Genomic DNA, 12,484 nt, shown 5'->3' with positions numbered 1-12,484 from the left:
TTTGTAAAATTTCTTAAGAGAACGGAGATTTTTTCAGCATGGCACTTCCTCTTTTACAATACGCCCCCTCCAGTCAAAACCAACGGGTAGCCGACTTTGATATTGCCGGCGACGAGCAACCCAGAATCTTTTCCACCGATAATATCCTCTCAGATACTGACATGGGCAATCTGATTAATGCTGCCTATCGTCAGATTTTCTTCCATGCTTTCGACAGCGATCGCGAGGTTGTTTTAGAGTCGCAACTGCGTAACGGTCAAGTTACTGTGCGCGATTTCATTCGTGGGTTGCTGCTATCCAGAACCTTTATCGAAAGCTTCTACGACAAAAACAGTAACTATCGCTTCGTCGAACACTGTGTCGAGAAGGTCTTGGGTCGCCGAGTTTACAGCCAACAAGAGAAGATCGCCTGGTCTGCCGAGATCATGACTAAGGGCGTAGCGGGGTTTGTCGATCAGTTGCTCAACAGCGATGAATACCTAGATGCTTTTGGCTATAACACGGTTCCCTATCAAAGAAGACGGGTACTTGCCGGTCGTGCTGAGGGCGAGTTGCCATTCAATATCAAGTCTCCCCGTTACGATGCCTACCATCGCGCTCAAATTGGCTTCCCACAAGTGGTTTGGCAAGCTACCGCGCGCAAGTACACTGCGGCCAGCATGAAAGTTGGCGATCCTGCTCAGTTCCTCAATATGGCTCGCAGCATCAGCCCTGCGGTTAATGCGCCTCAACGCATCTCTGCTTTAAACATTAATATCGACGCTTCTATCCCCCGTAGATAAGATTCTGCATCAATCCAGGCATCTCAGACTCAGAGCTAAGGGCGATCGCTCTTAGCTTTGCGCTTTTGGCATGTTTACAGTCAACATTTGACTGGGGCGGAATCCCAGTTCTGTTAGAGCTTTACGAATTTGCGCCCTCGAAGGTGGTTGGGTGGGTGCAACTAGCCTCATTTCTCGGGCTGCTTCAAATATTTCCCGCATCAGCATATCTACGGAGTAGGTGCCTGCATCGTCTGACGGGCTATCGATCCTGCCCTCATAGGCAAGCGTGTACAACTCCAGGTGATGCTTGTCCATCACTCGCGCTAATTTTCTCAAAGTTTCCGGTGTGGGGCAGGTGCCTTTGAAACAGGCACCCCTGAGGCGCGGCTGGGGGATGCCGGACAGTTCTGCCAGATGATTCATGCTAATGCCCTGATCTTCGAGGTATTGCAAAATTAGCCGACCCAAAGGGGAGCAGTCTTCAACTTTTATTTGCAATCTGGCTGGCATTGTTTAGATTTAGACGAATACTCTTCTAGGATACCTGCTGCAAATCGATCGTTAGTTTATACTATTCCCCCCAGCTAGCGATCGCCTGTCTAAGGTCACAATTATCAGAAAATTGGGTCTAAAACCCCGTGCTTCTAGCACGGCTTTTTGGTAAGATGTAGCTAGTCGCCATAGGGCATTGGGAGACTCTAAACGGACGTGGAGCGATGGTAAGACTACTTCGGTAGCGCGTAGCTGTGAAGCGTCAAGAATCACCGTTGCTTTAGCTCGGTGAGTATGTCAATCCTTCTCTGAGGCGATCGCCACTGCCAGATCTCGATAGCGGCGCGGGTCGCCTTCGAGGATCGCTGCCGTGCGTTCTTCGCCCCGCCGATCGTATAGCTTGGCCATGATGCTCTGCCAGTCAATTTCTGGTGGTGTAGATGCGATCGCGGGCTTGGCGAACGGACTGGTATCGGTTTGAATTTGCCGGAGCGCCCAGCTAGCACGGGCGCGTACCGCACCAGAACCATCTTGCTCTACCATCTGCCGCAATTGGGATTGGATCTGCGATCGCCAATCTTTGTAAGTACTTGGGATGGCTACCGCCAATGACTGCAAGCCGACTACAGAAGAATAACGCACCACCCACTCATCGTCCTGCTGCGCCACAAACAGCAAAGCTTCCAGAGCCTCCTCTTGGGCAATTTCGAGCAGATCGGGAGGAAACCATTGCCATTGCATCGATCCCAGTCCTCTAGCGGCGGCGCGCCGGACGCTCAGGGCAAAATCAGCCGTTGCCGCTCCCAACAAAGTCACCAACCCTCTGGGGTCGCCAATGCCTGCCAGGGCACGGATTGCCCAAGCTCTCGCCGTATAGTTGTGTTGGTCTAACAACTCGATGAGGGCGTTGACGGCAGGCTCCCCAATTTGGATCAAGCCATCTACCGCTGCCACTGCCGCGCCTGGATTGTTGTAGCTCAGCGCCTCAATTAAGGCTGGGACTGCACTTTCTAGCCGAGCATCAGCCAGATTTTGCACTGCTTCTAAGAGTTTGCTAGAAGAGTCCGCCGTTTCTATGGCACGGATGAGTGAGGGGAGGGAGTCAGACATGATGGTGGAGGAGCATCTTAAGTTCTACGTTCTATATTCGCACTCTTGTAGGCTTAGTTAGAGGGATTCCGTAAAAGTTTGTCGTCTATGCAAAATCCGCGTACACAAAACGATTAAATCGCAGGTTAGGTTACGCTTATTTCTGTTGTTACACTTATTACAGTTATACTGAGATTAATACCTGATGCCGAAAGATGTTGCTCTCTATATGAATACATCAGTAGAACTGCCTGATTCCGTCTTCGCTCCAGAGCCAGACACTAAAACAATCCAACGCTTAGAGGTAATGCTAGAGAAGGCTCATCCTAAGCTTGTTGGCATGGATGGTGAGGAAATCCCACTACCTGATTCAATTTATCAGGCTCTCCGCCAAGTAATTCACATGATGGCGGCAGGACAAACGATTTCACTAGTCCCTTACGATCTTTATTTAAGCAGTCAGGAAGCGGCTGACTTACTCAATGTTTCCCGCCCCTACTTATACACACTATTGGATCTAGGTCATATTCCTTACATTAGGGTTGGCACTCATCGACGCATCCAGTTTGAAGATTTAATCAAATACAAGCAGCAGAGAGATAGTCAACGCCGCCAAGCTTTAAGCGAACTTGCTTTAATGAGTCAGGAGTTGGGATTTTATACAGCAGAAGATAACTGCTCGATCGAGGGTAATCCTTAGTATCAATGGCTGTATTTCCAGTTATCCTTGACTCCTGCGTGCTTTATCCGATGTACCTGAGAGATACTCTGTTGTGTGCCGCTGAGGCTGGATTGTATCGCGTGCATTGGTCGCAAGAAATTTTAGATGGAGCGCTGCGTAATTTGGTGGTAAATCAAGTAATCACAAAGGAGCAGGGAAATCGTCTGGAAAGACAAATGAATCTGGCTTTTCCCGAAGCTATGCTTGAGGTGACAGAGAGATTGATTCCTTGTATGGACAATCACGAGGGCGATCGCCATGTTTTAGCGGCAGCTTTGATTGCCAAGGCGCATGTCATTGTGACGGATAATCTTAAACACTTTCCGTCTATCTCTCTGAGCCAATTTCGGATTGAGGCTCAAGGTGCGGATAGTTTTTTGACTCACCTCTACGATTTGTTCCCCGAACTTATGGCTAACGTTATCCAGACACAGGCAAGCGTTTTGAGAAACCCACCCATGTCTGTTTCAGAATTACTCAATCTTCTGGGAAAATCCGTACCAACTTTTGTAAGTCGATTCTAGGCAGAACACAGCTAGGTTACCGCATAGCTAAAGCCATGAAACAGTTTGATGCAATTTTAATGCTTCAATATTTTTAATGCGGCTCTTGCTACTGGAGTTTAGACTAAAAGGCAACAAGAAGCATCTCGCTAGATAGAAACTAGCGAGAGAGAGGATAAAAGGGAAGAAGTTGAGCTAAGCAGTTGCAGCGGAAGCTTTTTTGAGGGGCTTGGCATAGCGTTTTTTGACAGTAGGATAACGAATCCGTTGGGTTCGTTTTTTCCCAAGAGGCCAACCTGGAGACTTACCGCGAGGTTTAGGGTCAGGGGAAGGAGAGCCAATCCTGACCAAAACTAAAGCAAAAGCATTTGCAACTCGACCAGGAGACAATTTAGTCATCGGTTTCTGCCAAGGCAGAGGAGAGTCTTGGACAAGTTCACGAGCGAGCCACAATTGCCAAGTAAGTAAAGGCATCAAGTCCGACCAAGTCTCCATCTGAGCAGGGGTAGAAAGCTGAGGGATTGTCCAATGGAGACGTTGACGCACCAAGCGATACCAATGCTCAATGGCAAATCTGCGCAGATATTTTTGCCATACCTCACTCAAGATTGGCTCGTCTTTAGCGACCCAAATCAACCACAGGGGTTTCGATTCAGGCATATCAAGACGTTCGACCAGAATGAGTGTAAAGGGATGGTCTGCGGCTTGCTTTAAGTGCAGGTTTGGCCATCGACGAATTTGCAATCGTCCCAGTTTAGGCTCTGCAATTGTGATGTCTGCTTGGGGAATAGACCAAGTGTCAGAGTCTTTGAGGCTAAATTTCTCTCCATGCTTATGGGGTCGCCCATGCCCCTCGTAATCCTTTGGGGCATGATACAGAACCCGGTTGGGGCGTAGCCTGAGCAGCTTGATACACGGGATGTCTGCTGTTTGCTGCAAAAATGGTGCGCACCCATACTCGCCATCCCCCAGGAAAAGCACAGTCCCAGGAATTTCCGCACAAACCAAGCGTAACTGACTAGCGGCTTTCTGAATCGGGTTCTCGAAACTGGTGATCCGCTCATGCCGCAACGGTAAGGCAAAACTCCCTTCTGACTCTGGAATCCAGGCAATTGTGCTGTATCCTTGCCCCACCGTAACAGGTTTGCTTCCTACTCCCGGTTGAGGTTGATGTTCGTAGGTGCGTTCTTGTAATGTCACCGCATAGGGACGCGACCAGGCTGTATGGTCGCCCGCCAATATCGTCACCTCTGCTGCCGGCATTTGCTGTATGTATTGCTTCATCAAGTCTTCACGTGGAGGATGACTATCTTGCAGTGCTTCATAGATACTCGACCACTCCCTCCGAAATAATGGGCTTAACGAAAGTTCCACAAACGATGAAACACTCCGACTCGTCAGTACCGCATCCATCAAGTCGAACAGCGCATCTCTCCCGTTCCCTATAATTTCGTACGTGTACTTGCGAAATTGCTCAAGTTTATCCAAACTAATCATGATGAAGCTGTTGATTTTATAGTCTTTTCAGCTTCCATCATCAAGCGGTCAGTCTGCAATGGCTGGCTGCTTTTTACCACTTTTTAGTCTAAACTCCAGTTGCTACTTTTCCGAGGAGTAGCAAAAGCCTGACCAATCCATTGACACAAGCAAAGGACGGCTATAAATGAATATCACACGAGTAGAGCGCGATGGCGTTGAGTTTTTTACGATCGATGCCACAGGTGAATCGGGAATGTCAGAGTCAGGATTGGCTCGACTTTGTGGAGTGGCTCAGCAAACTGTCAACGAGTTATTACAAAATTGGGTTACAGGCAAAGCACGTCCAGAATGGCTGAAACCATTTACTGGCAATGACTTTAGATCGCAGGCTAGGCTACAGGCTAGAGGTTTAAATCACGTTACTGTGGTTAGGGCGGAAGTTTGTGCAGCAGTTATTGAATATTACGCTTTCGAGTCAAAGTACAAAACCAAAGAAGCGCTGTTTGCATTTCGCAAGTTTGCGGCAATGGGGATTCAAACCTGGATTCAGGGGATTACAGGTTGGCAGCAACCAGAACCACCGGAGGAATTGCCTCCCCGCCGCGTTGTCCGCACGCAAATCAGCGCCAGCCGCAACGATCGCCCCAAGGAGTCGCAACTAGTACCTCAAGTACCGCCACCCGATGCGATCGAACTCGATACTCCAACTTTCGCGCTAATCGCTGCTATGATGCTGTTCTATAGAGTAGTTCCTCTCTGCGTTTTGCCAGATATGCGTAATAGTCAGCCATTGATTCAAATTCTAGGTAAAGCGGTTGCGGTCTAATTTGACTGCGTTGATATTCCTGCCACAAAACCAGGGCTTCATCGCGCTTCAGACAAGTCGTGGGCGAGGTCTGCACCTACAACAGGCTTGCATAAATAGTCGTCGGCACCAACGGTAAAGGCGCGATTCTGGGTCTGGCGATCGCTCTTGAGTTGAAAAAGAATTCGAGTACAAATCAGGAATTATAGCCATAGACAGATCTGTTAGGACAGGGGGTGTGGGGGCACAGCCCCCACGCAGGGGTGAAACCCCTGCACCCCATCCTAAGCCTGTTGACTATAGCTATAGTTTTAACTTTGCCGACCATTGGGGAGTCGGATAAAAGTGTTGAGTTTTTGTGCAAAATTTACAAATCTTGATGTTTGCGATCGCAACGTTGTACGAAGATTGATCATAACAAACCGTATAAAACTCTCTAATGCTTGCAGTTATTGCAGGCCACAGAAAGATCGATTGTTAAAACAACTTTTATTAAACTCTGTCGTTAACTAGGGAGATACTGTTAATGGCTTTTGGACCAGCCTCAAGATTGGGTGTAAGCCTTTTTGATGAAACCCCGCCAGTGGAGTGGGTGCCCGGACGTTCCGGTGAAGAAGCAGAAACTATTATTCGGGCAGTTTACAGGCAAGTCCTGGGCAATGCCTACGTGATGGAAAGCGAACGGCTTAGCGTGCCGGAGTCGCAGTTTAAGCGTGGCGAACTTAGCGTCCGCGAATTTGTGCGGGCAGTTGCCAAGTCCGACCTGTATCAATCTCGTTTCTTTACTAGCTGCGCTCGCTATCGTGCGATCGAGCTGAATTTCAGACATTTGCTCGGTCGTCCTCCGCTCGATCTCGAAGAAATGCGCGCGCACAGCACGATCCTGGACAACCAGGGATTCGGTGCCGATATTGATTCCTACATTGATAGCGACGAATATCAAACTACATTTGGTGAAAACATCGTGCCTTACATCCGTGGTTACAAAACGGAAGCATGTCAGAGCATGGTGCAGTTTACCCATACCTTCCAATTGGTACGCGGTGCTTCAAGCAGCAGCTTGAAGGGCGATTTTGCTGGGAAGAGACCCAAGCTCAATTCATTGGTAATCAACCCTACACCTACAGCTGTGATTTCACCTGGTAGCGCTGGTGCAAGCTTCCGCAATCCACCTTTGGGTTCTCGTTCTCGTCTTGGTGTGGGTGCCAGCTCTAACGGCAAAGTTTATCGCATTGAAGTTACTGGCTATCGCGCTAAGTCTGTCAAAAATATCTCTCAGTTCCGTCGTGCTAACCAGGTCTTTTTGGTGCCCTACGACAAGCTATCTCAAGAGTACCAACGGATTCACAGCCAGGGTGGTGTAATCGCAAGTATTACAGCCATCTAAAGCTAAACTTCTCAAGCATCGATAGATTGCTTTGGTTGGTAATCGGCAAACCTGTAACTAGCGATAGGATTGCTAGTTGCTTGCTAGGTATCGACCTCTAAGGTATACAAACTCGAAGACTCAATTGAGTTGAAAATCATTTTAGGAGATTGATTTTAATGGCATCCCCTATGACTATTGAATTATGGCCCTCTGGTAGTGTGGAAGAGGTTCAAACTGTAGTTCGTGCTGTTTACAAACAGGTATTAGGCAATCCTCATGTGATGGACAGCGAGCGCCTGGCAACGGCTGAGTCGCAGTTGTGCGATCGCTCGATTAGCGTGCGCGACTTTGTCCGCGCTGTAGCTAAGTCAGATTTTTATCGCTCTCGCTATTTTGAATCCTGCGCTCCCTATCGCTTTGTAGAGCTGAATTTCCTGCATCTTCTCGGTCGTGCGCCTCAGGATCAAAGAGAGGTATCCGAGCACATCGTCCGCTGTGTAGCTGAAGGATATGACGCAGAAATCGATTCTTACGTCGATAGCGAAGAATACCAAGCAGCTTTTGGCGAAAACGTCGTACCTTACTATCGCGGCAGAATGAGTGCGGCTAACTCTAAGCAAGTTGGCTATAACCGCATGTTTGCGATCGAGCGCGGACCCGCCCAAATTGACAGCGCCGTGAAAGCTTCGCAACTCGTGTTTGCAGTGGCGACAAACTCTAGCAACGCGATCGCACCATCTTCGGCAACGGTAATTGGCTCTGGTACCGAGAAGCGCTTCAAGATTTTGGTCTCTGGCTCTAAGTTTGACAGTCCTCGTCGCATTAGCTCGACCGAGTACATCGTACCTGCCAGCAAGATGACTCCGCAAATTCAACGGATCAATCGTACCTCTGGCAAGATCGTCAGTATCACTGAAATCGTCTAGCACCTAGGGTGGGCAACGCCCACCCTACTTAATTTTTAAAATTTTTATAAATCCAAAATACTAATCAAGTAGGAGATCTCGATATGACACTCTGGATTGAAACAGATTCTATCGAACTGCGTCCTAATTCCTCAGAAGAAGATATACAGACTGTAATTCGGGCAGTATATCGCCAGGTTTTGGGTAACGCTCATGTGATGGATAACCAAAGGCTAACCACTGCGGAATCTCAGCTTCGCAATGGCGATATCACGGTTAGGGGCTTTGTGAGTGCTGTAGCGCGCTCCGATCTATATCGTTCGCTGTTTTTTGAGACTTCTTCTCCCTATCGTTTTATCGAACTGAATTTTAAACATTTTTTAGGTCGCGCACCTCAAGATCAGTCTGAGATCGCCGAGCACGTGCAAATCTATAACAACCAGGGCTATGAAGCAGAGATTAACTCTTACATCGAAAGCGAGGAGTATTCTGCCAATTTTGGCGAGAATGCAGTACCTAACGCCCGTGGCAGCGCCACTCAGACTGGTATCAAGAATGTGAGCTTTAATCGCACGTTCGCTCTCACGCGCGGGTTCGCTGCTAATGATGTGGGCAAGTCAGCAAAACTGATCGGCGATTTGGGCGGTAATTTACCTACTAAGATTGTCGCACCTGCGGCTGGTTCTGGCTCTTACAGCAATACTGGCAAGCGTTTTCGCATTGCTGTCTCTAAATCTAGTTTTGGTTCTCGCGTGACGCAGAGCGTCACGACCTTTGAGGTGGGCTACAGCCAGATGTCCCAGAAGATTCAAAATATCCAAAAATCTGGCGGCAAGATTCTCAGTATTACTGAGGTTGCTTAAGCCAATTTAAACATATAAGTTGTGCGTCCCTGATGGATATTACCGAGTTTGTGGAGCGTTCGATTGGGTGCTGGCGATCGCAACGCAGCGCCCATCATTTGGCTTTCAGCCATTTTGAAGCCGTAGAGTCGATTATTGATATTGTGACGGTCGCTCCAGACGATCCGGAAGTTATAGCGCTTTGTAAAGACTATGATGTTGACCCCCAAGCGGCGGTTTCTCCGTTTCGCATGAGTTGGGAAGGTCAGTCAGACTGGGATGACAAAGAAATCAAAGGTACTTGCGTACTGGTACCGCTCCCCGATCCATTACAACCGAATCGCGGCAAATTACTGCGCGATCGCGGCTACGCCGAGACAATTCCGTCGGCAGGAGAATATCACATCACTGAAGACGGAACTTTTGTACTCGTGACGAGTTACGAGCGTGCTGCTGCCGAAGAGAAAATCTGGTTTGTGAATCCCAACGTCCGTTGTCGAGTTTCATTGATTAAAACAAGTGCTGGCAGTGGTGTGGTGACGGCCTCGTTTTCCTCGGAAATTCGCCAGGATATGAAAGTATGATGGCTACTTCAATTAATCCTGCTAATGCTCAATCGAACGATCTAGTAACTCTGGCGCGATGGATGGCAGGGGATTTCAGCAATGCCAAGCAGTGCTTTGCAAATCCCAAGGATTACGCCCATATCCACGTTCTATTTCGACCCTTGCCGTTTGAGTTTTTTAATGGAATTGGGTTTTATTCCGAGCAGGTCTACGACTACGATCTGTGGAATCCATATCGGCAGGGCGTACATCGTTTGGTAGATCTTGGCGATCGCATTTACATCGAAAACTACGCTCTGAAAGATGCCTTCAGGTATGCAGGGGCAGCGCGGGAGTTATCGATTCTGAGGACGATTGCGCCAGATTCTCTAGAGCGAAGGCAGCACTGCTCCATGATATTCAGGCGCGAAGGGATTTTATTCCGAGGCGAAGTCGAGCCTGGTAATAGCTGTTTAATTGAGAAGCAAGGTCGGCAGACCTATCTCGTGAGTGAGGTAGAGATATCGGAAAGTACGTGGGTCAGTTTAGATCGGGGCATAGACATCAATACGCACGAGCAGGTCTGGGGATCGGAGTTTGGTTCCCTACGATTTGAAAAACGGGAGAGCTTTGCCAATGAAGTCGCAGATATCCTATGACACGCCCATTACGAATCTAGAGCAACGCGACACGAAAATGCTACCGCCAGAAGCTGAAAAGAAAATGCAGTGCTGGATTCGGAGCCGTCACTTAATTTGTTCGGGTAATTTCTTTATTTTTGAGACGGTAGATTACAGCGCGATCGAGCGCTTTTCTAACTGTGTAGCAGCACTGGGTGGTACCGTGGTGTCAGTTGAGCCGATTGACAAAATCTGGATGGGCGACCATCGTCAAGTGTTCTTATATCAGGCCAGAGCCAGTCTTCACACACCTTGCCACAAACTAAAGCAATACTGGATCAAGTACGGCGGCTTTCGCACCCGCTTTAACGTCCAGTTGTGACATCCCTTTCACATCTTTATGACATCTTTCTGATGTGGCATTAGTCTCGATCGTGCGTACGTTGCAACCCTCCTTCGTAATGCGTATATCAGTTGATATACGCCGTTGTGAAGGCTATAAAGCTTGCTATGACTAGCCTTTAGCTAGATTAACAATCTTTAAAAATTCGTTACATTACTTTACATCAAGTAAAGGAAAGGAACTAAGCAAATGAACAGCGGTTACACGATTAACAACGAAGGGGTGCTCAACAACTATGCGATCGAGCCTCGCATGTATATTGATGAAACTAACCGAGCTGGATTCACAGAATTTGCCGAAAAATTAAACGGTCGCCTTGCCATGATTGGCTTCGTCTCTCTACTAGCCACCGAAGCAATCACGGGACATGGATTGATCTGGTGGTTGACCAACATCTAGTTTAGTCGCCAGTCACCAATTAGATTTAGGGAATATCTTAACCTCGCCTAATGGCGGGGTTTTTTTAGCTTTAAATCGCTGTCATAGAGAGGGTCAGTAACGCAGTAACTACCCAGGATCCCTTTGTTTTGGCATGATATAGCTAGTTGCATCGATTTTTTAGCCGTTCGACACCATTACCAGTTGCCATGCCCAAGCGCTCATCTGCCAAGCGATCGCCACGCAAACATAACCGCAAACCCACTGCGAGTAAGAAACCTGTGGTTAACGATTCAGGATGGCAGCGTCAGTGGGTAGAACTGTTTTCGGAAGTAACGCTCAAGATCAGACAGTCATTGCAATTAAAGGAAATTCTGCGGGCTACGGTGACGGAAGTACAGCGCATTTTGCACGCGGATCGGGTACTGATTTACCAGGTTTTTCCTGACGGTAGTGGCAAAGCTATTAGCGAGGCTGTTTTGCCCGACTACCCCACTATCCTCGATCTGGAATTTCCCGAAGAAGTATTTCCACTTGAATACCAAAAGCTGTACGCACAGGGCAGAGTCATGGCGATCGCCAACGTTCGCGATCCAAAATCGGGGTTGGCGGCTTGTCTGGTCGAATTTGTCGAGCAATTCGGGATTAAATCTAAGTTAATCGTGCCGATCCTGCAAAACTTGAGTTCGCATCACAATAATTGCCAAGCAGGTAATTCACCCTCGCAAAATCAGTTATGGGGCTTGTTAATTGCCCATCACTGTCGTTGCCCCCGCCAGTGGGTGGATGTTGAACTGGAACTGATGCAACAGTTGGCAGATCAAATTAGCATTGCCTTAGCACAAGCGGAATTACTCGAAAATCTCGAAGAGATTGTCGAGGTACGCACTGCCGAATTGAAGGATGTTAACCGCAACTTGCAACAGGAAATTAACGATCGGATGCAGGCAGAAGCGGCTTTAAGGCGCAGTGAAGAACAATTGCGTTCGATCACCAATGCACTGCCCGTATTAATTGCCTATGTTGACGATCGGCAAATGTATCGCTTTAACAATAAAGCCTATGAAGAGTGGCTGGGTCAGTTGCCAGGCAATATTTACGGACACCATTTGCAGGATGTGTGGGGAGAGGAGTGCTATATGCGCATGTATCCCTACGTGCAGGCTACCCTATCCGGTTGCACGGTCACCTATGAAAATGAAATCGTCCTGGGCGATGGCAATTCTCGTTCGGTTAACGTTACTTATATTCCCCATATCGATGAGGAAAGAAATGTCAAAGGCTTTTTCTCTCTTGCCAGCGATATCAGCGATCGCAAAGCGATCGAACGCATGAAAGATGAATTTATTTCGGTTGTCAGCCATGAATTGCGCACTCCCCTCACCTCACTTCACAGTGCTTTGAAAATCTTGAGCACGGGGCGACTCGGCAATCTTTCCACCGACGGTAGGCAAATGCTAGAAATTGCCGATGAAAATACCGAACGTTTGGTACGTCTGGTTAACAACGTGCTGGACTTGCAGCGAATTGAGTCGAGCAAAGTCACGATGGAAAAGCAAATCTGTAGCG

Annotated in this window: 15 protein-coding genes; 12 read left to right on the top strand and 3 right to left on the bottom strand. The window is 48.1% G+C overall.

Annotated elements, in window-relative coordinates; translation table 11 throughout:
- Nucleotides 1-38 precede the first annotated feature (38 nt).
- Nucleotides 39-782 carry a phycobilisome rod-core linker polypeptide gene (locus tag PSE6802_RS0104950; RefSeq protein ID WP_019498954.1) on the top strand — a complete coding sequence of 248 codons (744 nt, stop codon included), beginning with the start codon at nucleotides 39-41 and terminating at the stop codon, nucleotides 780-782.
- 51 nt (nucleotides 783-833) lie between these two features.
- On the opposite strand, the gene PSE6802_RS0104945 is transcribed toward PSE6802_RS0104950, so the two are convergent.
- Nucleotides 834-1,274, bottom strand: coding sequence for a helix-turn-helix domain-containing protein (locus PSE6802_RS0104945; protein WP_019498953.1), 441 nt, complete (start codon nucleotides 1,272-1,274; stop codon nucleotides 834-836).
- A gap of 279 nt (nucleotides 1,275-1,553) precedes the next feature.
- A complete protein-coding gene (locus PSE6802_RS0104940) occupies nucleotides 1,554-2,366 on the bottom strand; it encodes a HEAT repeat domain-containing protein (protein ID WP_026103066.1) in 813 nt (270 codons plus the stop codon).
- A 184-nt stretch (nucleotides 2,367-2,550) separates the two neighbouring features.
- Between PSE6802_RS0104940 and PSE6802_RS0104935 the strand changes: the two genes are divergently transcribed.
- A complete protein-coding gene (locus PSE6802_RS0104935; RefSeq protein WP_019498951.1) occupies nucleotides 2,551-3,045 on the top strand; it encodes a helix-turn-helix domain-containing protein in 495 nt (164 codons plus the stop codon).
- Nucleotides 3,046-3,050: 5 nt separating this feature from the next.
- The gene (locus tag PSE6802_RS0104930) at nucleotides 3,051-3,590 is read left to right on the top strand and encodes a PIN domain-containing protein (RefSeq protein WP_071592265.1); all 540 of its coding nucleotides are present in this window, start codon (nucleotides 3,051-3,053) and stop codon (nucleotides 3,588-3,590) included.
- Nucleotides 3,591-3,764: 174 nt separating this feature from the next.
- Here PSE6802_RS0104930 and PSE6802_RS0104925 read toward each other — a convergent pair whose 3' ends face one another.
- Entirely contained in the window at nucleotides 3,765-5,066 is a 1,302-nt protein-coding gene (locus PSE6802_RS0104925; RefSeq protein ID WP_019498766.1) for an NF041680 family putative transposase, read from the bottom strand.
- 166 nt (nucleotides 5,067-5,232) lie between these two features.
- Here PSE6802_RS0104925 and PSE6802_RS30795 point away from each other — a divergent pair, with 166 nt between their 5' ends.
- The 9 genes from PSE6802_RS30795 to PSE6802_RS27820 all read left to right on the top strand — a co-directional run.
- Complete coding sequence (locus PSE6802_RS30795) at nucleotides 5,233-5,874, top strand: hypothetical protein (RefSeq protein WP_019498949.1); 642 nt, start codon at nucleotides 5,233-5,235, stop codon at nucleotides 5,872-5,874.
- Between the two features lie 505 nt (nucleotides 5,875-6,379).
- Nucleotides 6,380-7,240, top strand: coding sequence for a phycobilisome linker polypeptide (locus PSE6802_RS0104915; RefSeq protein WP_019498948.1), 861 nt, complete (start codon nucleotides 6,380-6,382; stop codon nucleotides 7,238-7,240).
- 158 nt (nucleotides 7,241-7,398) lie between these two features.
- Nucleotides 7,399-8,148 carry a phycobilisome rod-core linker polypeptide gene (locus PSE6802_RS0104910; protein ID WP_026103065.1) on the top strand — a complete coding sequence of 250 codons (750 nt, stop codon included), beginning with the start codon at nucleotides 7,399-7,401 and terminating at the stop codon, nucleotides 8,146-8,148.
- A gap of 83 nt (nucleotides 8,149-8,231) precedes the next feature.
- The gene (locus PSE6802_RS0104905) at nucleotides 8,232-8,990 is read left to right on the top strand and encodes a phycobilisome rod-core linker polypeptide (RefSeq protein ID WP_019498946.1); all 759 of its coding nucleotides are present in this window, start codon (nucleotides 8,232-8,234) and stop codon (nucleotides 8,988-8,990) included.
- 32 nt (nucleotides 8,991-9,022) lie between these two features.
- Nucleotides 9,023-9,553 (top strand): phycobiliprotein lyase, encoded by a 531-nt coding sequence (locus PSE6802_RS0104900; RefSeq protein ID WP_019498945.1) that lies wholly within the window; start codon nucleotides 9,023-9,025, stop codon nucleotides 9,551-9,553.
- On the top strand, nucleotides 9,550-10,173 hold the full coding sequence (locus tag PSE6802_RS0104895) for a chromophore lyase CpcT/CpeT (protein ID WP_019498944.1): 624 nt from the start codon (nucleotides 9,550-9,552) through the stop codon (nucleotides 10,171-10,173). Before PSE6802_RS0104900 ends, PSE6802_RS0104895 begins: the two co-directional genes overlap by 4 nt.
- Nucleotides 10,151-10,516: a hypothetical protein gene (locus tag PSE6802_RS0104890; protein ID WP_019498943.1), complete on the top strand. Its 366-nt coding sequence runs from the start codon at nucleotides 10,151-10,153 to the stop codon at nucleotides 10,514-10,516. Before PSE6802_RS0104895 ends, PSE6802_RS0104890 begins: the two co-directional genes overlap by 23 nt.
- Nucleotides 10,517-10,726: 210 nt before the next feature.
- The gene (locus PSE6802_RS0104885; protein WP_019498942.1) at nucleotides 10,727-10,936 is read left to right on the top strand and encodes a high light inducible protein; all 210 of its coding nucleotides are present in this window, start codon (nucleotides 10,727-10,729) and stop codon (nucleotides 10,934-10,936) included.
- A 188-nt stretch (nucleotides 10,937-11,124) separates the two neighbouring features.
- On the top strand, nucleotides 11,125-12,484 hold a 1,360-nt coding region (locus tag PSE6802_RS27820), incomplete at its 3' end, for a GAF domain-containing protein (RefSeq protein ID WP_019498941.1).

Origin of the sequence: Pseudanabaena sp. PCC 6802, assembly GCF_000332175.1 — a bacterium.
In the GTDB taxonomy this organism is placed as follows: domain Bacteria; phylum Cyanobacteriota; class Cyanobacteriia; order Pseudanabaenales; family Pseudanabaenaceae; genus PCC-6802.
The sequence above is the reverse complement of the archived record's forward strand: the minus strand, read 5'-3'. Positions and strand labels throughout refer to the sequence as shown.

Bases quoted from the DNA above. Each gene is read 5' to 3' on its own strand.
- PSE6802_RS0104940 (WP_026103066.1), bottom strand. From the start codon at position 2,366: ATGTCTGACTCCCTCCCCTCACTCATCCGTGCCATAGAAACGGCGGAC.
- PSE6802_RS0104890 (WP_019498943.1), top strand. From the start codon at position 10,151: ATGAAGTCGCAGATATCCTATGACACGCCCATTACGAATCTAGAGCAA.
- PSE6802_RS0104915 (WP_019498948.1), top strand. From the start codon at position 6,380: ATGGCTTTTGGACCAGCCTCAAGATTGGGTGTAAGCCTTTTTGATGAA.
- PSE6802_RS0104910 (WP_026103065.1), top strand. From the start codon at position 7,399: ATGGCATCCCCTATGACTATTGAATTATGGCCCTCTGGTAGTGTGGAA.
- PSE6802_RS0104895 (WP_019498944.1), top strand. From the start codon at position 9,550: ATGATGGCTACTTCAATTAATCCTGCTAATGCTCAATCGAACGATCTA.
- PSE6802_RS30795 (WP_019498949.1), top strand. From the start codon at position 5,233: ATGAATATCACACGAGTAGAGCGCGATGGCGTTGAGTTTTTTACGATC.
- PSE6802_RS0104930 (WP_071592265.1), top strand. From the start codon at position 3,051: ATGGCTGTATTTCCAGTTATCCTTGACTCCTGCGTGCTTTATCCGATG.
- PSE6802_RS0104950 (WP_019498954.1), top strand. From the start codon at position 39: ATGGCACTTCCTCTTTTACAATACGCCCCCTCCAGTCAAAACCAACGG.
- PSE6802_RS0104885 (WP_019498942.1), top strand. From the start codon at position 10,727: ATGAACAGCGGTTACACGATTAACAACGAAGGGGTGCTCAACAACTAT.
- PSE6802_RS0104935 (WP_019498951.1), top strand. From the start codon at position 2,551: ATGCCGAAAGATGTTGCTCTCTATATGAATACATCAGTAGAACTGCCT.
- PSE6802_RS0104925 (WP_019498766.1), bottom strand. From the start codon at position 5,066: ATGATTAGTTTGGATAAACTTGAGCAATTTCGCAAGTACACGTACGAA.
- PSE6802_RS0104945 (WP_019498953.1), bottom strand. From the start codon at position 1,274: ATGCCAGCCAGATTGCAAATAAAAGTTGAAGACTGCTCCCCTTTGGGT.
- PSE6802_RS0104900 (WP_019498945.1), top strand. From the start codon at position 9,023: ATGGATATTACCGAGTTTGTGGAGCGTTCGATTGGGTGCTGGCGATCG.
- PSE6802_RS0104905 (WP_019498946.1), top strand. From the start codon at position 8,232: ATGACACTCTGGATTGAAACAGATTCTATCGAACTGCGTCCTAATTCC.